Below are 19,656 nucleotides of genomic sequence, written 5' to 3' on the forward strand. Positions count from 1 at the left end.
GATCGCCGGCAGTCCGTCGCCAGTCATCGAGCGTCTGCCGATCCGAAGTTCCTGGATCGCCTTTTCGGGGAGGAAGGGCAAAAGAAGTCGAATTCGGCTGCGGATCACCTCGTGTAGGAAGGCCATGGCTCAGGCCACGTCCGAATTTGCAAATACCTGGATGACAAGACTGACGTGCGCTTTGATTTTGCGCACGCCGATCAAGCGCGACGAATGCCGCGTCGGGGAAACCTTGTGGGACGTCGTTTCGAATCGTCGTCAGATATCCTTGGCCAACCGCAGCGCGTCGTAGATAGCCGCGTGCGTATTGCGTGCCGCGACGGCATCGCCGATCCGGAAGAGCTGGTAAGTGCCGTCCGGGTTGCGTTCAATGGTTTGTGGGCCACCGGAAAGCAATTCGTCGTAGGAGACCTCGCCGAGGTTTTTCGAACCCGGCTTTAGCGCGAAGTAGAGATCGTCCAGCGGAATGGTGCCGTGATTGATTACGATCTGATCGACTGTTCGCTGTTTTGCTATGCCGCCGTAATCGCTCCCCACATGGGCGATGATCTGGTTGCCGCTCTTTTCGGCAGCCTCCAGCCGGTAGGTGACGGTGAAGGTCACATCGAGCTTCTGGAGCGAGCGCATATAGGGGACGAGGTTCATCGCCATGACTTCCGGCGCGAACGAGCGATCCGGAGTCATGATTTCGACCTTTGCGCCAGCCTTGGCGAGGAATTCGGCAGCCTGCAGGCCGGCATGGTCGCCCGCATCGTCGAAGATCAGCACGTTCGTACCCGGTTTCACGTCGCCTGAGATGATATCCCACGACGACACGACCAGTTCGTTGCCGTTCGTCAGGACCTCCGTGTGCGGTATCCCGCCCGTGGCAATGATGACAACATCGGGATTTTCGGCGGAGATCGTGTCGGCTTCGGCCCAGGTGTTGAAATGGAAGGTGACGCCGAGCTTCTGACACTGGCTCATGCGCCAGTCGATGATGCTGATCATTTCGCGGCGGCGCTCGCTCTGCGCGGTGAGCCTGATCTGGCCGCCGGGATTGTTGGCCGCTTCGAAGACCACCACGTCATGACCGCGCTCGGCTGTGACACGCGCCGCCTCAAGTCCTGCCGGACCGGCGCCGACGATGACGACTTTCCTGCGGGTGCCGGACTTTGAGATGTGATGCGGCATCGTCTCCTCGCGGCCCGTCGCGGCATTGTGGATGCAGAACGCCAGCCCGCCCTGATAGATGCGATCGAGACAGTAGTTCGCGCCGACGCAGGGGCGAATATCATCTTCGCGCTTTTCGATGATCTTGCGCACGATATGCGGGTCGGTCATGTGGGCGCGCGTCATGCCGATCATGTCGACCTTGCCGGCGGCGATGGCGTGCCGAGCAGTGGCGACATCCTGAATTTTCGCCGCATGAAACGTCGGGAATTTTGTGGCGGCGCGAACATCGCCCGCGAAATCCAGATGCGGCGCGCTCGCCATGCCCTGGATCGGAATAAGGTCGGTCAAGCCCGGATCGGTGTCGATATGACCGCGGACGACGTTGAGGTAGTCGATAAGCCCGCTGTCTTTGAGGCGCCGGGATATCTCAAGTCCCTCGGCCTTGCCTGTTCCCCCGGGAAGACATTCGTCGGCGGTGTAGCGAACGCCGAGAATAAAGTCCTCGCCAACCCGCTCGCGCATGGCCCTGAAGACGTCGAGACAGAAACGCAGGCGATTGTCGAGCGAGCCCCCATAAGGGCCGTCCAGTTCATTGGTCAGCGGCGAGGTAAACTGCTCGATCAGGTGACCATAGGCTTCCAGCTCGACGCCATCCATGCCGCCGGCCTTCATGCGTTCGGCGGCGTCGGCAAAATCCTTGATGATCCGCTCGATGTCCCAGTCTTCGATCTTTTTCGGGAAGGCGCGGTGCGCAGCCTCGCGATGATGGGACGGTGCCAGCACCGGCAACCAATCGCCCTTGTCCCAGCGGGTGCGCCGGCCAAGGTGCGTGAGCTGGATCATGATTGCCGCGCCTTCCTCGTGGACGGCATCCGTCATCTCCTTGATCCAGGGAACGATCTCGTCCTTGTAGGCCAGAAGGTTATTGAAGACCGGCGGGCTATCTTTCGAAACGGCGGCGGACCCTGCCGTCATCGTCATGGCAACGCCGCCTTTTGCCCTTTCCGCCGTGTAGGCGCGATAACGTCCCTTGGGCATCCCATCCTCCGGATAGGCCGGCTCGTGGGACGTGACGATGATACGGTTGCGAAGGGTCAAATGCTTCAGTTTGTAGGGTTGAAGGAGGGGATCGTTCGACATGCGCCGGGCTCCGGTCTGAGGGCTTTGATCGGAAGGCTAGGCGGGAATGTACACATATGTCAACGATCAAAAACACAAGCGTTTACTTTGTGGACATTAATGTACATTCTACGCGCTGGTGCGACGGATTGATTGGGGGCTGCATGGAACAGACGATGAGTGACAGCGGTTGGCGCGGCTCTCACGAAGGGTGGCTCGAAGCGGCCTATGACGCCCTGCTCGAATCCGGTGTGGATTCGGTGAAGATCCTGCCATTGGCAAAAAAGCTCAATCTTTCCCGGACCAGTTTCTATTGGTTCTTCAAGGACCGGGAGGAGCTGTTGAACGCACTGATCGCACGCTGGAGAGACAAGAATACCGGTAACCTCGTGAAGCAGGCGGATGCCTATGCAGAATCGCTGGCGGAGGCGATGCTGAACGTCTTTGACTGCTGGGTGAACAGGGACCTGTTCGATTCCCTGTTTGAGTTTGCAGTTCGCAGCTGGGCGCTGCAATCGCCGGAAATCCTTGAAGAGGTCCAGCGTGCCGACCAGATACGGCTGGAGGCACTCAGCCGGATGTTCATGCGGTTTGGCTACGAGGAACCCGCCGCGGATGTCCGGGCGCGAACGACCTATCTGGTGCAGATCGGATACATCTCGATGCAGTCCAAAGAGGACATCCTCACCCGCATGACGCGGATCCCGGAATATATCGCGATTTACACCGGCCAAGTGCCCCAGCAGAGAGAGCTTGATCGCTTCTTCTCACGGCACGGCTGCAAACCCGATTAGAAAAGGGATGGTCTCTTGAAGGGGGAGCGTCATCGTGGTGGTGGCTGGTGTGCCACAGCTGGTTTGATGCTGACGCAGATGTCGTGCAACTGCGAAATTCGGGGTAGTGTCTCAGGAAGGGCTTGAGCTATTGTGCCTTGTTTAGCTCCGCGCGAATTCAATTAGGGGGCTGATATCGTGATTGTCCGCAGCGCGTAGCGAGGCGACATAGCGCGCGCGTATTTCGCCGGCATCGGCCAGGCTGCCACTACCCCAACTGAAAAGGTTTGCACCGAGGCGTTGAATCAGAAGATCGGCGGCTAGCCGAGCATGACGGCCATTTCCGTTCGGAAACGGGTGGATCGCGACGAGGCGGTGATGGAATCTGATTGCTATCTCATCCGGTGGAAAAGTTGCATGCTTGACCCAGTATTGGATGTCGTTCAATAGGCTCGCGAGCTCTATTCCTATGCGATATGCCTGAATACCGATGTTGCGCTCTGTCGCCCGAAACGTACCCGCCCATTGCCAGACTTCCCCAAACATCCGCTTGTGCAAGGTGCGTATGAAGTCCTCGCTGAGAAGCCGCTCGATCGGCACGCGCCGCTGGCCCCGTGCCCAGGCAGCGCCCTTAACGATGTTTTCCTGTTCTGCCTCGTTGAGGTCGTTACGGTGGGTAATCCAGCTCTGCAGAAGCCCCTCTCGCTCCTGCGGCTCAAGCGGGGTCGCGTCCTCAGGCTGCCGGAAGAGGTCCGTCATGTGTCGCTCCAGAGGTCGCGTTCGGAGAGTTGGTCGCGGATGTATGTTTGAATGCGATATTCGAAGTCGTCGTTATCCGTGCCTTGCGCTTCCAGCTGCATCGTGTGCGCGACACGTTGCAATTCGCGTATCGCGATTTTGCGCGCCCGTATCTCGACGGCGGCCTCAAGTGAACTGTTCGGAATGAGGGCATAGACAAGGGTGCAATCCATCGCCTCGGCGGCGCGGCGCAGCGTGTTGAGTTGGATCGTTCCCGCCGCCTCCGACTTTTCGATCGCATCGACAGTTTGGGGCCGGATGCCCATGCGCGTGCCTAATTGCGCGCCTGTCATGCCGAGGACATCGCGTAGCGCACGCACCCATCCCTTTGGTGGCACCCTGAACCGATCAATAGGTCGAAGCGCCTGAAGCCTCTCGTCAATCCTGAGGCGTGCTCTCTTGCGGCTGTCGCTTTTCATTATGGCCTCATTTCCAGATCAAGCACCGAGCGATGAGCGCAAAATTTATCAGCTCATAGAGTGATAAACAATTAAAATTTATCAGCCTATAGCCTGAGCAAATTTTGTTAAAATCAGCTTATAATCTGATTCAAGGGTGAATAAAAGATTGCGCCCTTTGACGGCATCAAAACGAATTCAAGGCGTAGGCGGACGGTAGGCGCGCATTGCGCCCTGAACCTGCGGCCGTGTAGCTTACCCCCAATGAGCGACGCACAAGCGATCCGGTTCGTTTCACGCATGAAAACGGCGCCGGTAGTCGCTCGGCGTCAGCCCGACAAATCTGGCGAAAATCTTGCGGAACGCGCCGGGATCATTGTAGCCGACCTCCCAGGCGATCCGGTCTATGGAGAGGGCGCCGAACTGCAGCAGTTCGCGCGCTCTGCCGATGCGCAGCCGCTGGCAATATTCGGTCGTCGTCAGTCCGGTTGCCTTCTGAAAACGCCGCAGGAAGGTTCGCTCTTCAAGCCCTGCCTGCTCGCAGAGGATTGAAAGATCCATATCCTTGGCTTTTGTCACTTGTAGCCAGTGCTGCACCTTGAGGATGGCGGCATCACCATGGCCAAGCCTCGGTGAGAAGGTGCTGTAATAGCGCTGCTCACGGCCGGGTGGATCGACCAGAAGCACCTGCGCAGTTTCGACCATCACCGTCGGGCCGAGAAAACGGTCCACAAGCTTCAGGCCAAGATCGGTCCACGACATCAGCCCACCGGCGGTGATGATGTCACCGTCATCGATGATCAGCCTGTCCGGGTCGAGATGAGCCTCGGGGAAGCGCTCCCGGAACGTTTCGGCATACGACCAGTGCGTCGTGACGGTTCGACCAGCCAGCAAGCCGGTTTCTGCGAGCAGGAAGGCGCCTGCGCAGACCGAGGCCAATACGGCTCCAGCGCCGTGCCGTTCGCGCAGCCAATCCGTTAGCGGTGCAGTCATCTCCACGGAGATGAGATAATCGATCGCCGGCGGCAGGATAAATACATCGGGTGCGCCTTCATCGCTGAACTCCGTATCGAAGACACGGGCCGGTGGGGCCGATGCGCTTTCAAGCGCCCAATGCGTGACACGCAGAAGACGTTGGCTGCCCTGTTCGTTCTTTGCGGCTGCGATCCCATTGGCAATGCCAAACAGATCGGTGAGGCCGAGCACGCAAGACATCTGGCTGCTGGGGTAGAGAACCAGGCCGATTTCAATCGGAGCAGAGTTGGGCATTTGTCGGTATCACCCTCTATTATGTCATGATCGCCAATGGAGGAGCAATTTATTCCGCTGCATCATCCATGCAACAGCCAATGATCCACCAATAAGGGATAAGTCATGAGCAAGCGCGCCATTGTCGCCGTCGATATCCAGAACGAATATTTCGCATCGGGGAAACTGCCGCTCGTCGGTATTGAGGAGGCCGCTGCCAACGCGGCCAAGGTGCTTGCCCATGCCCGCGCCAAGGGCGATCTGGTCATCCACGTCCGCCATGAAACGTCAGATCCGCAGGACCCTATCTTCATCCCCGGCACGCCAGGTGTGGAGATCAGCCCGATCGTCGGCCCCCTGAGCGGTGAAACAGTGATCGTCAAGAATTACCCCAATTCCTTCCGCGAGACGGGGTTAAAGGAAATCCTTGACGCGAAGGGTATTGAAGAGGTCGTGCTGGTTGGAGCGATGACCCATATGTGCATCGACGCGACCGCCCGCGCGGCGGCGGACTTCGGCTATAGCACGGTTACTGTCCACGATGCCTGCGCCACGCTCGACCTTGAGTTCGAGGGCGCAACAGTTCCGGCGGCCCAGGTCCACGCCGCCATCATGTCCGCGCTGGCGTTCGCCTATGGCGAGGTGATTGATACCAACGCTTTGCTCTCCCGCTAAAGCGCACAGGTTCCGCTGTTGGTCGAATTGGTCCGCGCAAAAAATTGACGGGCCACCTCTCATTGCCGTGCTAAGCCACACCGGCAATGAGAGGTGGAATACCAGAGATATGGAGGCCTCGGTGATGGCTTCGGCAAGGGCGGCCGGTCGTGTGCCGAAGGCTGGATCACAGCCACCACCTGATTTTGGGAGCGGCATATGAAGCACGGCGGTGGACAACCACCACGGGACGTCACACGCCCATCTCAAGTCACCCTATTGGTAGTCGGCCCTGCCAAAGTATGGGCTCCAGAAGTTTGTTCGCCGCGAAATCCACGAACGCCCGGAGCTTGGGCGAGAGGTGGCGGCTGGATGGCCACAGGACGCGCAGTGTCGTGCGGGTTTGCATGTAGTCGTCGAGCACGCTGATCAGAGATCCGTCTTCGAGTTGTCTGCGGACCGCCATGTCGGGAATGCAGGCAAGGCCGAGACCTTGCTCGGCAAGGCAGATTTGCGGTTCCAGCGTGTTCATCACCATGCTGGCGGGCAGGGCGACATCAATCGCTTCTCCGTCACGGCGCAGCAGCCACCGGTCCAGCTTGCCCGTCGAGGGGTAGCGGTAGATCAGGCAGGCATGGCCGGCGAGATCTTCGGGGCTGGCCGGTAGGCCAGCCTGTTTGAGATAGGCGGGCGAGCCGACGATGACCTTGCGATAGAAGCCGAGTTTTCGGACCATCAACCGTGAATCAGCCTGCGCGCCGGTGCGGATCACTGCGTCGAAACCCTCCTCGATCACATCCACCAGCCGATCGCTGAAATCCATCTCTATTTCGATCTGGGGATAAAGCCGCTTGAATTCGGCGAGCCTCGGCATGAACAGGATACCGATGGAGGGAAGGCTGATCCGGAGCTTCCCTTGCGGCGCGCTCTGCGCCTGCGTCAATTCCGTCTCGGCCGCTTCGACCTCACACAGGATACGGCGGCAGCGCTCAAGAAACACCGCGCCTTCGGGCGTCAGGGTGATGCTGCGTGTCGAACGGTGAAACAGCCGGACACCAAGACGTTCCTCCAGCCGTTGCACGGCCTTGCTGACGGCGGAGGGCGACACGCCGAGCTTGCGCCCGGCCTCGGTGAAACCGTTGGCATCGGCCGCCTGAACGAAGGCGCCGAGTGCACCGAGACTGTCCATGGGTTCACCGCTCCGCTGCACGACATATTTGTCCAAAGTGTTATGAACTGTAGCCTGTTTGTCGCTCATTGGCGAGGGGTTAGGTTCGCCGCGAACCACGGCCAGGTTGCACGCCGCCTTCTCAAGGGGGGCGGTTGCTCTCCTGCCTTCATCCCAATCTCTCACGAAAGCGATTCTCATGACATTGACCAGCCCGGCGGACATTCCCGCCCACGAACCGCATAGCGACAAGACGAGCCGAAGGAGCGCGGCTTTGCAGGAGCGGCTTCCCGTCTGGGGATTGCTGGCACTCGCCATGGCAGCGTTTGTCACGCTGCTGACCGAAGTGATGCCTGCGGGCCTGCTGCCGCAGATGAGCGCGAGCCTCGGCGTTTCCGAAAGCATGACGGGCCAGTTGATTACGGTCTACGCCGCCGGCTCTCTGCTGACGGCCATTCCGTTGATGACCGTGACGCAGCGCCTGCGCCGACGGCCGCTGCTGCTGGTTGCCATTGGTGGCTTCGCCGTCGTCAATACGGTGACGGCGATATCGGACAACTACACCCTGACGCTCGTGGCGCGGTTCTTCGCCGGTGTGTCCGGCGGTCTGGTCTGGGCGCTTCTTGCCGGTTACGCCGCCCGCATGGCGCCGCCACATCTGGCAGGCCGGGCGATTGCCATCACCGGGATCGGCGCGCCGCTGGCGTTTTCCCTCGGTGTTCCCGCCGGGGCTTTCGTCGGCGGACTGGCCGGCTGGCGCTTTGCCTTCGGTATCATGAGCGTGCTGGCAGTCATTCTCATCGGCTGGGTCCTGGCAAGAGTGCCTGATTTTCCGGGCCAACCGGCAGGCAAGCAGCTTTCCACTGCGCAGGTCTTCATGCTGCCGGGTATTCGCCCGATCCTGTTTGTGATGTTTGCCTTCGTCGTCGCCCACAATATTCTCTACACTTACATCGCGCCGTTCCTGGCTCCCGTCGGTTTGGCGGAGCAGGTGGATGCCATCCTGCTCGTCTTCGGCCTGTCCAGTCTCATTGGTCTGTGGATCGCCGGGGTTTTGATCGACCGCTGGCTGCGCGCGCTGGTGCTTACCAGTATCGCCGTATTCGCGGCCGCCGTTTTGGCGTTGGGGCTGTTGGGCGCTTCGCCAATGATTATCTACGTCGCCATCGCCGTCTGGGGGCTGGTGTTTGGCGGAGCTCCGACGCTGTTCCAGACAGCCTCGGCCAAGACGGCCGGCAAGGCGGCGGATGTCGCACAGGCCATGATCGTCACCGGATGGAATCTTGCCATCGCTGGTGGCAGTGTCATCGGCGGCGTGCTGCTGGGAACGATTGGTGCTGCCTATTTACCTTGGGCGATGCTCGCTGCTCTTGTTCCGACACTGATCGTTGCTTGGGCCGCGAGGCGGCACGGATTTCCCTCAGCGGGTCAGGAGTGATGGAGTAGCGCCTGTGCGAGCCCCCGCCTGCGTGCCGTGGATATAGGTCTTTCCTCCGGTATGTAGCATGCCGGAGGAAAGACGCGCTCGAAGTAGTCTCCATTCACTACCCATGCCAGGCCCGTGAATGAGGGCAAAGGTCGTCATGCCGTTCTTCCAGTCATGAACTGGGCCGATGTTCGCGGAACGCTGTTGCGAGCGTGCGCAGCGCCTCGCGGGACCTGGCGTCGGTCAGCGTGGAGAACATCACGATCTCCGTGGAAGGCAGCGGCGGCAGGCCGAAACGATGGCTGACCTCGACTGTGCCGGGAGGGGCCAGACGGCAGGAGAAGGCCGAGATGGCAAGGCCCGCCGAGACGGCGGCCGTCACCATGGATGACGTGCCGCCAAGGAATACCTCCGTCCACGGTATCGAACCGGCGTCCAGCGCGCGGGTGGCAATGTCGCGCACCCCGCAGGCGGGTGCGAGTGCGGCCAGCCGCAACGGCTCGCCCTGACGATGCGCGAACTGCGGGGCTGCAAACCAGCCGAAATGCTCTGGCCCCAGCACCTCTCCGTCGCGCCGGTCGTCTTCACGCCGGATGATGGCGGCGTCGAGTTCGCCGCGATCGAAGGCGTCCAGCAGCACGCGTGACGTGTCCATGCGCACTTCTATGGTCAAGCCAGGATCGTGCGCATTCAGCCGCGCCAGCAGGGTTGGCACCTCCGGCCCCGCGACATGGGCGGCGATGCCGAGGCCGAAATGCCGCCGGGCGGAAAATACCCCCGCCAACGCGCGGTCATGGGCGGCGAGGAATTCGCGGGCACCATCGATGAAGACCGCGCCTTGCGCCGACAGGCGCACCGAACGCGGCGTCCGCTCGATCAGCCGTTGCCCCAGACGATCCTCCAGCCGTTTGAGCTTGACGCTGATGGCGCCTTGCGTCGATCCGAGCAGCTCGGCTGCGCGCGTGAAGCTCTGGAGATCGGCGACGGTGACGAACGCCTGAACGGCGTCCACGTCCAGCGTGGTCATGGCAGTAATCCGATATTGTTGTCTCTGAAATATCCAATCATCCAATTCAGTTATGGTCAAGATGCCGTTAGGCTGCCTCAACCACGCAACACGCGGACCGAAGCAGCGCGCCATCCGTTTTGACCGGATCGCGCCATTGCCGTCCCACCGTCGAAAGGCTGAACACATGACCCTTGCCGTATCCGCACCAACCAGCAGCCGGAGTGCCATTGCGCTCGCCGCCGTCTGCCTGTCCGCGCTGATGTTCGGGCTGGAAATCTCCAGTGTGCCGGCAATCCTGCCAACACTGGAAGAGGTGCTGCATGCGGATTTCAGGCAGCTCCAATGGATCATGAATGCCTATACCATCGCTGTGACGATGGTGCTGATGGCGACGGGCACTTTGGCGGACCGCTTCGGGCGCAAACGCGTCTTCATCGCCAGCATCGCCGCTTTTGGCGCGGCCTCGCTGGCCTGTGGCGTGACCGAAAGCGTGATGGTGCTGATCGGCGCCCGGTTCCTTCAGGGACTGAGCGGCGGCGCGATGCTGGTGTGCCAGATCGCCATCCTCTCGCATCAGTTCCGCACGGCGCGCGAACGCGGCATGGCCTTCGGGTGGTGGGGCATCATTTCCGGTGTGGGGTTGGGGTTCGGCCCGATCATCGGCGGTGCCATCGTCGCGCTTTGGAGTTGGGAATGGGTGTTCCTCGTCCATGTTGTGCTCAGCATCATGACATTGCTGCTGGCGATTGGCGGTGTGCAGGAATCACGGGACCCGGAAGCGACCCGCCTCGACATCGCCGGCATCGCCACGCTGTCGCTATCGGTGTCCTGCCTTGCCTTCTTCATCACCCAGGGACCGGATCTCGGCTTTTCCAGCCCGATGGCGCTTTTAATCCTCGGCATTTCGGTCATAAGCTTTATCGTCTTCCTCGTCGCAGAGACGCTGACCCCACGGCCGATGTTCGATTTTTCGGTGTTCCGCATCCGCGCCTTTTCCGGTGCGATCATCGGCTCGGCGGCGATGAATATCAGCTTCTGGCCGTTCATGATCTATCTGCCGATCTGGTTCCAGGCAGGTCTTGGTTATGACAGCGTCACCGCCGGGCTGGGCCTGCTTGCCTATACGCTGCCCGCGCTGGTCGTGCCGCCGCTGGCCGAGCGGCTGTCGCTGCGCTATCGGCCCGGCCTGGTCGTGCCGGCGGGACTGTTCGTCATCGGGCTGGGCTTTATGTTGATGAAGCTCGGTAGCGGGGCCGCGAATGCGAGCTGGCTGACCATGCTGCCGGGCTGCGTTCTGGCGGGTGTTGGGCTCGGGCTGACCAATACGCCGGTTACCAACACCACGACGGGCGCGGTCCCCGCTGCACGCTCCGGCATGGCATCGGGCATCGATATGAGCGCACGCATGATCTCGCTGGCCATCAACATTCCGGTCATGGGCTTCCTGCTGGCCGCAGGGGTGCTGTCCTCATTGAGTGCCGCCCAGCCAACCGGAGCGGGGATCGAGCAGTTGCGCGGGCTGGCCGAGAGGATCGCCGCCGGAAATGTCGGCACCGTGCCGGACCTGTCCGGCGCTGTCATCCACGAGGCGCTGGTCACAGGCTTCGGCTGGGTAATGCTCTACGGTGGAATCGGCGCCTGGGTCCTGGCCGCGCTCAGCTTCATGATCTTCGGCCCCAAGACAGCCGTCGCCTGCGCGGATGCTCGAAATCTTCAAGGGGCATCGGCCGATTAAACACCGGCAGGATCGGTCAAGAACCACCGGCCAAGGCTGCCCCAACGGAAAAGGGGGCAGCATTCCCGCTCTCCGCGGCCCTCAGCGTATTGTTGTGGCAAGACCCGGAAATGGTCCCGCCGGTTCGGCTCAAACCTCTTTTGGCGTCATCCGGCCATCCAGGCTTCCGATCAGAGTCGAGCTTGCCTGGTTCAGGCCGACGATATCCACGGGAATGTCATGCGCCTTGAACCGCTGTACCACCTTGTCGAGGGCGCCGACGGCAGTGACGTCCCAGAAATGGGCATCCGACACGTCGATCAAGACCGCCATGCCGCCCGCATCCTGTATGTCGAACGCCTCGACGAAGACATCCGCGGACGCGAAGAAAACCTGACCCGATACACGATAGGTCAAGCGGGCAGCCGAAGCATCGGTCTCGGTTTCCACCCGCAACAGGCGGGCAACCTTGAATGAGAAGAATACGCCGCTCAGGAGGACGCCGACGGTAACGCCCAATGCAAGATTAGAGCTGAACACCGTGACGAGAACGGTTGCGATCATGACCACGCTCGACATCTTGGGATGAACGACCACTGTGCGCAAGGACGACCAGTCGAACGTGTCGATCGACACCATCACCATGATGGCCACCAGCGCCGCCACCGGAACTTGGGATACCCATGGCTTGAGCAGGACCATCAGAACCAGCAACAGGGCGCCTGCGAACAGGGTGGAGAGCCGGCCGCGTCCGCCGTATTTCACGTTGCTGATCGTCTGGCCGATCATCCCACAGCCAGCGATACCGCCAAACAGGCTTGCTGCAGTGTTGGCAAGGCCGAGGCCCGTGCACTCCCTGTTTTTCGAACTCGGAGTGCCGGTCAGGTCGTCAACGACGCTGGCCGTCATCATCGACTCGAGCAAGCCGACCATGGCGATGGCAAGGGCAGGGCCGGCGATGATTGCCAGCGTTTCCAACGTCAGTGGAACTGCGGGCCAGCCAAAGACCGGAAGCGAGTCCGGAAGCTTTCCAAGGTCGGCGACGGTCAGGACCGGAAGCTGCAGGGTGATCGAAGCGGCGGTCAGAACGAGAATGCAGATCAACGGTGATGGAATGGCCGTGGTGATCCGTGGGACGAGATAGATGACGGCCAGCCCGGCGGCCAGCATGGCGTAGGCAGTCCAGTCTCCTCCGATAATATGCGGAAGCTGCGCCGTGAAGATCAGGATCGCGAGTGCGTTGACGAAGCCCGTGCGGACGGAGTTTGAAACGAACCGCATGAGGACGCCAAGGCGCAACAGCCCGAACAGGATCTGGAAGCCGCCTGCCAGCAATCCGGCGGCAAAGAGATAGGGCAATCCATGCGCATGGACCAAAGGTGCCGCAACAAGCGCGACCGATCCTGCGGCGGCCGAGATCATGGCGGGACGTCCGCCTGTGAAGGCGATGACGATGCCGATGATGAACGACGCGAACAGGCCGACCTGCGGATCGACACCCGCAACGAAGGAGAAGGCAATGACTTCGGGGATCAGTGCGAACGTCGCGACGGCTCCGGCGAGCATTTCGCGCATGGGGTTGGCGGACCAATCCCGGCGGATGGATGAAAATGACATGGAATGAGATCTCGCAAAGCATGGCGAACGCGCCCTGTTAAGCGGCGGTTTCGATGGCATGCAGGTTTTGCGTTGTCTGGCGGATCGGCGGCCAGAAGAGCCACCCGGAATTTCACCGGGTCCGTGGTGAGTACATCATCTATAATCCGCATTTTTGCCGCGATGCAACACGAAATCGTCGTCACCGTGCCATCCCCTCGCTGCTCACGAAACGAGCATCTCTTGCAAAGTCCAGAGAACCCCTGCGTCAGGCGCATAGGTGGGGTGAGGGATTATCCGTAGTTTAAACCGATTGAAACGCCTATATTCCAATCACCGAAACGACGCCGGAACCAAACGCGGTTGCTGACGTCAGACAACCCTCAGGAAAGGGGATCATCATGAACGTTGCACGCTCTTTCAACAACTGGCGCAAGTTCCGTCAGACCGTTAACGAACTTGGCCGCATGTCTGCCCGCGAACTGCAGGACCTTGGTATCGATCGCGCCGACATCCGCACCGTTGCCCGCGCATCGGTCGCTCGTTAATTCGCGCCAGACTATACCCGAATGATACCGCATGACGCCCGCTGATGACGCGGGCGTTTTTGCGTCAAAGGGGTACCGTCCCGGCACGACGGAACCTCGAATGCCTATCTGAAAGCATCGACAAGAAATCTCGGAAGAAGGTCTGCGTTTCGCAGGGTCTCGATCAGATCCGGATGCCGGTAGATCGCAAGATATGGCTTGCCGACGTGGATGCTTCTTGTGTCAGCGAAAACAGGCCAGACGTCCAGCCGTGATTTCAGGCAGCAAAGCCCGGTTGATTGCGCAACCGGGCTTTGCCTTTCTGCCGGAAAAGGAACCGGAGTTATCCTAAAACTCCTCCCAGGAAGCATCCTGCGCGACGGCGGCGCTTGTCGCCCGGTTGTTGGCGAATGCGCCGGCAAGTTTGCGGCCGAGCGCCCGTGCCGGGGATGCGACGGGCTGACTATGGCTGCTGCTCGGCATGGGGCCCGACCGCCCCGACGTTCTGCTGAGCGTAAACTGTGCGAGCAGCCTGTTCAGTGCCTGGGCCTCGCGTGCAAGGCTGTGGCTTGCAGCGGTCGATTGCTCGACCATGGCGGCGTTCTGCTGGGTGCCCTGATCCATCGTGTTGACGGCGGTGTTAATCTCCTGAAGGCCGACCGATTGTTCGCGGGCGGCCTCGACGATGGCGGTAACATGCCGGTTGATCTGCTGGACCTGCTCGACGATCTCCTGCAACGACGTGCCGGTTTCCTCGACGAGCTCGACGCCTGAGCGCACCTGATTGCCGGAGGTGCTGATCAGCGCCTTGATTTCCTTTGCTGCATTGGCGGAGCGTTGTGCCAGTTCGCGCACCTCTTGCGCCACGACGGCAAAACCCTTGCCGGCGTCGCCGGCGCGCGCGGCTTCGACACCGGCGTTCAGGGCCAGCAGGTTTGTCTGGAAGGCGATTTCGTCGATAACGCCGATGATATTGCTGATTTCTTGCGACGATTTTTCGATTTCGTGCATGGCGGAAACCGCGCGTTTCACGACATCGCCGGATTTCCCGGCCTGGGTTCTGGCATGCCCAACCAGTGCGCCGGCTTCCTCCGCCCGGCGGGTCGAATCCTTGACGGTTGTGGTGATCTGCTCGAGAGCCGCCGCGGTTTCCTCGACGGAGGCAGCCTGCTGTTCTGTGCGCTTGGCAAGATCGTCGGCGGCCGAGCGGATTTCATTGGCACCGGAATCGATGCCACGGGCATTCTCGCCAACCGCCTCAAGCGTTTCCTGCAACTTCTCGACAGATGTGTTGAAGTTGTCTCTCAAACCATCGAGGTGGGCAACGAAAGGGGTGGCAATGCGGTAGGTGACATTCCCTTCGGCAAGGTGCACGAGGCCGGCCGCCAACCCATCGACTGCAAACCGTATGTCCGCAGCCTCCTTGGCCCTGAGCTCGTCCCGTTCGATCCGCTCGCGTTCGGTCAGACTGCGATTGGCCTCGGCTTCCTGCTCAAGGCGCACCCGCTCTCTTGCATTGTCTCTGAAAGTGGCGACCGCGGTTGCCATCTGGCCGATTTCGTCCCCGCGGTTCAGGCCGGCAATCTCATCGGTTGCGTTGCCGCCGGCAAGGGAAAGCATGCGGCCGCGAAGCCGCTCTATCGGACGCGTGATGCCGCGCGATGAAACGTAAAGGCCAAGAAGAACCATCAAAGCGATCGCAATTCCGAGGCCGGACAAGCTGGTGAATATGGTCCGGTCCACGGTCGCGGTGATTTCATCACGGCCGCTCTCCATGGCCTTGATCAACTGGTCGTTGCCATTCGCAAAGAGAGGCAAAAGCCCCATGATGTCGCTACCCGCTGTTTTCATCAGGTGTTGTGCCTGATCGCGCTGCCCGGACTGTGCGAGAGAAAGAACCGTCGCACCGACATCTTCAATTTTGGCGACCCCCTGGAGCATCGCCTCGACCGGCTCGGCACGGCTCGGCACCAGCTTCGCTGTTGTCAGCAGCCGCTCCTTGATCTGTGCCCGGTCCGCATCGTACTTGGCGAGGGCTGCTTTGAATTCCGCAGACGAGGGGTCGTTCAATGCGGCGAGGCTGAGTTGCAGGCCCATCTGCAGAAGGTTTCCCGTCGAACGGGCATTGAGCATCGCAGCCATGCTCTCATGCGTGATGAATGCGTTGTATCGCTCGTTGGCATCGTTGAATTTGACACTCAGATAAATAAGGCCGGCGAGCGATAGAATTGCCATCAATACGATGACGGAAATGATTTTTGTGCGAATCTTGATGCGTTCGAGAAGCATGGCAGCCCCTTTCAATACAGTGCTTTGCTCACGCGGCCGGGGTGCATGCCGGCCGGATCTATCTATCGTTTAAAGGAAGGGAACATGACGGCATTTGACGCCGTGATGGCGAAAGGGCTCCTCAGAGCCGTCCCGGCCTGTCTAGCATGGTGCAAATGTATGATTTCTTAACCATAAGCGTCGGGTCCGCGACGGCTCGATTGATACCGGGGCCGCGTTCTCAAGGCCGATTTTGCGATGCTGCTGAAGCGGTGCGGTGACCGTTTACCAAACTCCGGCCAAGCCAGCGGTTTTAGCCGTCTGAGGTAAACCAGGGCGCGCTCCGGGGCAAAATCAGCCGGCGGTGACGACAGGCAATCCGTTCCTGCGCCGTAACCGCACGGATCATCGTTCGCGTCATGCCGGCCGTCTAAGGCGCTCCGGATGGGGGAGGACAGCGGTGTTCACCCGGAAGTCTTCCGCCGGTGCCGGCCGGCCGACATGGAAGCCTTGGACCTGATCGATGCGAAACTCCTGCATGAGTGCCAACTGCTCGTCGGTCTCGACACCTTCGACCAGAATCTTGTGACCGCGATTGCGGACGAGGCCGATAATATCCTGAAGCATCGCCTTTCCCTTCGGCGTGTCGCTGTCGTGCAGAAACGAGCGGTCGATCTTGACGGTATCGAAATCGATCAGGCGGAGCCAGGAGAGGCCGGCGAAACCCGTACCGAAATCGTCAAGCCATATCCTGATCCCGAGCATCTTCAGGTCGCTGATGCAGCGAAGAATGTGCGAATTCATCTCCATTTCGAGGCCTTCGGTGATCTCGAAGGCCAATCTGGCGCCGGCGACCCCGGTTTCGCCCAGGATTGCGGCGACGGAGGTTGCAAACCCGGGTGTCTTGAGCTGAATGGGAGAGACGTTGACGCTGACCACGCCGACGTGATTGCCGGCAAGCAGTTCGAGGCACACTGTTCGTATGGCCCAGTATCCGAGATTGAGAATGGCGCCCGTCCGCTCTGCTACGGGAATGAAAAGGCTTGGCGGAACGGATGTGCCATCCAGCATTTTAAGACGCATCAGCGCCTCGACGGCTTCAACCTGGCCTGTCGAGACGTTGCGAATGGGCTGATAGACGAGCGACACGAGGTTTTGATTGTTGGCGATCTTCAACAGGGCCGCGATATTCTCGCTTTCGTCGCTGCTCTGCGGATCGTTTGGATCAAACAGCCGGACACAGTTGCGGCCGCTTGCTTTGGCGCCATAAAGCGCACGATCTGCCTCGTGGATGATCTTTTCAAGCTTCGAGCCCGTCTGATTCCGCGTGAATGCGGCGCCAACGCTGACGGTGACGATGGACATGCCGTCGCGGCGCTGCTGGTGCAGCAGCCCCATGTTCTCCACGGTTCGGCAAATGGCTTCTGCCAGATCCGTCGCCCGTTCTCTCGTCTCCAGGCGGGCAAGCACAATGAATTCTTCGCCGCCGTAGCGGCCGATGGAACCATTGAACGGCTTTATCGAATCCGTGAGAGCATCGGCAACGAGAACGAGGCAGCGATCGCCTTCCTGATGGCCGTAGCAGTCATTGTATATCTTGAAGAAATCGACGTCGATCAGGATTGCCGCAAAGCTGGTACCGTTTTTTTGCCAGTCATGCCAATAGTCGCGCAGCCTCTGATCGATGGCGCGGCGATTTTCCAGGCCGGTCAGGGGATCGGTGTTCGACAGTCTCAGCAGGGCTTTTCCCCGTTCGGACGCCTCGTTGTGCTGAACCTTCGCCTCGAAGGCGTTCAGAAAAACCTTGTAGCGCTCTCTGTTGAGTTTCCAGTTCACATAGGAGGTGAACACGAAGCACGAGACGCAGAACGTGCCGAATGCCAGCTTGTAGGAAGGATCCACAGGTGGGAAGGACTGGAGAGCGCCCAGGAAGATGAAGAGAATGACGACCGATGCCATCAGGGAAAGGCGAAACTGGAAGCTGAAGAACAGGTTGACGCTCATCATGAAGATGGCGCCGAAGACCATGTAGTAGGAAATGCTTTGCGTATCCGCCGTCATCAGCGACGGATAGAGCCAGCCGGCATAGGCCACGACGAGCGCGGTCGCGCAGGTGCTGTCGATCGTGTCGGCGCTGGCATTCAGGCGGACCTGCATTTCGAGCAGGACGAACGCGATCGAGCCGATGATGAACCGCGCGGCGATCGTGTCGTGCGCCACGTCCGGTACCAGCAGAATATCGGTGATGGAAAACAGCAGATAGACGGCAATCGCGATCCACATCCCCTGCCTGGTGGCCTGTCTTCGCGTGCTCTGGCCTTCCTGCTGGTAGAGTACGCGAAGCTCCGCCGACCCCGGCCTCGGCGGTTCAGCGTGGAGATCGATCTCTACTACGTCGGCCAGCGTGTGCTTCATGCACGATCCATCGCGTTGCGGAGCATTCTTTCGAGCTCGAAGTCTCTTTCCGACAACTGACATTGTCCCAGAGGTTCGTGCCCACAGTCCGGATAGGAATCCCATCCAGAAGAGGCAGCACTTTTCGGCACAATAGAGGAGGTACATTAAGTTTTCCTGAATTTAGCGGAAGCCGACGGGCGTGCCCGGCAGAGCCAACTGATACGCACCTGCGTTAACCATGCCATGCTATGGCGAGCAATTTTGTTTGGCACTGCACCCAAATTTCTCCATAGTATTAACAATCTGTTAACGGACGAGGTTCGAGTGACCCAATTTAAAATTGCCTTCGACGGCGAAAGCCTGATCACCCCCACGGCCATAACGACCGAGCTTTCTTCATCCAAAACCGATAGCCATGACGAGCAGCTGGCAACAGGAAAAGCCGAGCTTGTTCTCGTGCTGGCGATTGCGCAGCAGCAGATCGAAGAAGGCCGGGATCCGGCACAGATCATACACCGGCTTATCGGCGCGCTGCATGAAACGCGCCGCAAGTTTGATCCGAATGTCTGGCAGGAACTGATTCCGATGGTACAGAACCATCCGGTGGCAGCGTTCTTCCATCAGGATCCGTTCACGCGCTGGTCTTTCGAAAAACCGCGCGGCTATTCGGGTGACGCTCAGTTGATCGACTTCATCTATGGTCATCCGAGTGTGTCGGACGAAATTGCCAAGGCCTCTCCGCTGGGCCGGGAACTGTACGGCTACACCAGTCAGTCGCCGTCGCCGGTTGCAGTGCGGGAACGGCGCGATCTCTTGACCCGCTACGTCGATGAGATTGCAACGGAGAAAGGTCCGGAAACCGAGATCCTGACGGTCGCGGCGGGGCATTTGCGCGAGGCCGACAACTCGGTCGCGCTGAAGGAGCGGCGGATAAAGCGCTGGGTGGCCCTCGATCAGGATCCGCTCAGCGTCGGATCGATGGTCCGGGACTTCAGAGGTACCTGCATCGATCCGATCGATGGTTCCGTTCGCGGGTTGCTCAGCAAGTCGCACAAGCTCGGCAAGTTCGACTTCATCTATGCGGCCGGTCTCTACGACTATCTTGCCGACAAGGTTGCGGTAAAGCTGACCCAGACCTGCCTGGAGATGCTGAAGCCGAACGGGGTCTTTCTCTTCGCCAATTTCTCGCGCGACGTCGACGATGACGGCTATATGGAAACTTTCATGAACTGGGCACTGTTACTGCGCTCGGAAGTGGACATGTGGAACATCATCAACGCCAGCGTCGAGCGCAACAGCGTCGAAGCGCATGTCGAGCTCGGTGCCAACCGGCACATCGTTTATGGTGTCATTCGCAAACGCAGCTAAAAGCCGCTTTAACTCCAAATTGGGGTGCAGGCTGCGGG

At 60.0% G+C, this 19,656-nt stretch carries 15 protein-coding genes and 1 other annotated feature; of the genes, 6 read left to right on the forward strand and 9 right to left on the reverse strand.

Annotation, left to right across the window (positions count from 1 at the left end):
- Window positions 1-258: 258 nt before the first annotated feature.
- Window positions 259-2,295: an NADH:flavin oxidoreductase gene (locus ADU59_RS10305; RefSeq protein ID WP_068954002.1), complete on the reverse strand. Its 2,037-nt coding sequence runs from the start codon at window positions 2,293-2,295 to the stop codon at window positions 259-261.
- Between the two features lie 143 nt (window positions 2,296-2,438).
- Between ADU59_RS10305 and ADU59_RS10310 the strand changes: the two genes are divergently transcribed.
- On the forward strand, window positions 2,439-3,068 hold the full coding sequence (locus ADU59_RS10310) for a TetR/AcrR family transcriptional regulator (RefSeq protein ID WP_068954003.1): 630 nt from the start codon (window positions 2,439-2,441) through the stop codon (window positions 3,066-3,068).
- Between the two features lie 141 nt (window positions 3,069-3,209).
- Here the strand turns inward: ADU59_RS10310 and ADU59_RS10315 are convergent, their stop codons facing one another.
- The 3 genes from ADU59_RS10315 to ADU59_RS10325 form a co-directional block, all read right to left on the reverse strand.
- Window positions 3,210-3,806, reverse strand: coding sequence for a mobile mystery protein B (locus ADU59_RS10315; protein WP_068954004.1), 597 nt, complete (start codon window positions 3,804-3,806; stop codon window positions 3,210-3,212).
- A complete protein-coding gene (locus ADU59_RS10320; protein WP_068954005.1) occupies window positions 3,803-4,264 on the reverse strand; it encodes a mobile mystery protein A in 462 nt (153 codons plus the stop codon). The genes ADU59_RS10315 and ADU59_RS10320 overlap by 4 nt, the downstream gene beginning before the upstream one ends.
- 273 nt (window positions 4,265-4,537) lie before the next feature.
- The gene (locus tag ADU59_RS10325) at window positions 4,538-5,512 is read right to left on the reverse strand and encodes a GlxA family transcriptional regulator (protein WP_068954006.1); all 975 of its coding nucleotides are present in this window, start codon (window positions 5,510-5,512) and stop codon (window positions 4,538-4,540) included.
- A 105-nt stretch (window positions 5,513-5,617) separates the two neighbouring features.
- Between ADU59_RS10325 and ADU59_RS10330 the strand changes: the two genes are divergently transcribed.
- Window positions 5,618-6,166 carry a cysteine hydrolase family protein gene (locus tag ADU59_RS10330; RefSeq protein ID WP_068954007.1) on the forward strand — a complete coding sequence of 183 codons (549 nt, stop codon included), beginning with the start codon at window positions 5,618-5,620 and terminating at the stop codon, window positions 6,164-6,166.
- Window positions 6,167-6,416: 250 nt separating this feature from the next.
- On the opposite strand, the gene ADU59_RS10335 is transcribed toward ADU59_RS10330, so the two are convergent.
- Window positions 6,417-7,334 (reverse strand): LysR family transcriptional regulator, encoded by a 918-nt coding sequence (locus ADU59_RS10335; protein WP_068954008.1) that lies wholly within the window; start codon window positions 7,332-7,334, stop codon window positions 6,417-6,419.
- Between the two features lie 178 nt (window positions 7,335-7,512).
- Between ADU59_RS10335 and ADU59_RS10340 the strand changes: the two genes are divergently transcribed.
- The gene (locus tag ADU59_RS10340) at window positions 7,513-8,751 is read left to right on the forward strand and encodes an MFS transporter (RefSeq protein ID WP_083198206.1); all 1,239 of its coding nucleotides are present in this window, start codon (window positions 7,513-7,515) and stop codon (window positions 8,749-8,751) included.
- Window positions 8,752-8,911: 160 nt separating this feature from the next.
- Here the strand turns inward: ADU59_RS10340 and ADU59_RS10345 are convergent, their stop codons facing one another.
- Window positions 8,912-9,766: a LysR family transcriptional regulator gene (locus ADU59_RS10345; protein ID WP_068954009.1), complete on the reverse strand. Its 855-nt coding sequence runs from the start codon at window positions 9,764-9,766 to the stop codon at window positions 8,912-8,914.
- A 166-nt stretch (window positions 9,767-9,932) separates the two neighbouring features.
- Between ADU59_RS10345 and ADU59_RS10350 the strand changes: the two genes are divergently transcribed.
- Window positions 9,933-11,483 (forward strand): MFS transporter, encoded by a 1,551-nt coding sequence (locus ADU59_RS10350; protein ID WP_068954010.1) that lies wholly within the window; start codon window positions 9,933-9,935, stop codon window positions 11,481-11,483.
- A gap of 129 nt (window positions 11,484-11,612) precedes the next feature.
- Here ADU59_RS10350 and ADU59_RS10355 read toward each other — a convergent pair whose 3' ends face one another.
- The gene (locus ADU59_RS10355) at window positions 11,613-13,079 is read right to left on the reverse strand and encodes a SulP family inorganic anion transporter (protein WP_068954011.1); all 1,467 of its coding nucleotides are present in this window, start codon (window positions 13,077-13,079) and stop codon (window positions 11,613-11,615) included.
- Between the two features lie 70 nt (window positions 13,080-13,149).
- Window positions 13,150-13,205 (reverse strand) — a sequence feature (sul1 is cis-regulatory element that is thought to sense ions involved in sulfur or methionine metabolism; They are found in Alphaproteobacteria).
- A 254-nt stretch (window positions 13,206-13,459) separates the two neighbouring features.
- Between ADU59_RS10355 and ADU59_RS10360 the strand changes: the two genes are divergently transcribed.
- Window positions 13,460-13,606 carry a DUF1127 domain-containing protein gene (locus ADU59_RS10360; RefSeq protein ID WP_068954012.1) on the forward strand — a complete coding sequence of 49 codons (147 nt, stop codon included), beginning with the start codon at window positions 13,460-13,462 and terminating at the stop codon, window positions 13,604-13,606.
- 327 nt (window positions 13,607-13,933) lie between these two features.
- On the opposite strand, the gene ADU59_RS10365 is transcribed toward ADU59_RS10360, so the two are convergent.
- Window positions 13,934-15,874, reverse strand: coding sequence for a methyl-accepting chemotaxis protein (locus ADU59_RS10365; protein ID WP_068954013.1), 1,941 nt, complete (start codon window positions 15,872-15,874; stop codon window positions 13,934-13,936).
- Between the two features lie 396 nt (window positions 15,875-16,270).
- Window positions 16,271-18,268 (reverse strand): putative bifunctional diguanylate cyclase/phosphodiesterase, encoded by a 1,998-nt coding sequence (locus ADU59_RS10370; RefSeq protein WP_068954014.1) that lies wholly within the window; start codon window positions 18,266-18,268, stop codon window positions 16,271-16,273.
- 306 nt (window positions 18,269-18,574) lie between these two features.
- Here ADU59_RS10370 and ADU59_RS10375 point away from each other — a divergent pair, with 306 nt between their 5' ends.
- A complete protein-coding gene (locus tag ADU59_RS10375; protein ID WP_068954015.1) occupies window positions 18,575-19,618 on the forward strand; it encodes a class I SAM-dependent methyltransferase in 1,044 nt (347 codons plus the stop codon).
- The last annotated feature ends 38 nt before the right edge of the window (window positions 19,619-19,656 follow it).

Source organism: Pararhizobium polonicum, assembly GCF_001687365.1.
GTDB classification, from domain to species: domain Bacteria; phylum Pseudomonadota; class Alphaproteobacteria; order Rhizobiales; family Rhizobiaceae; genus Pararhizobium; species Pararhizobium polonicum.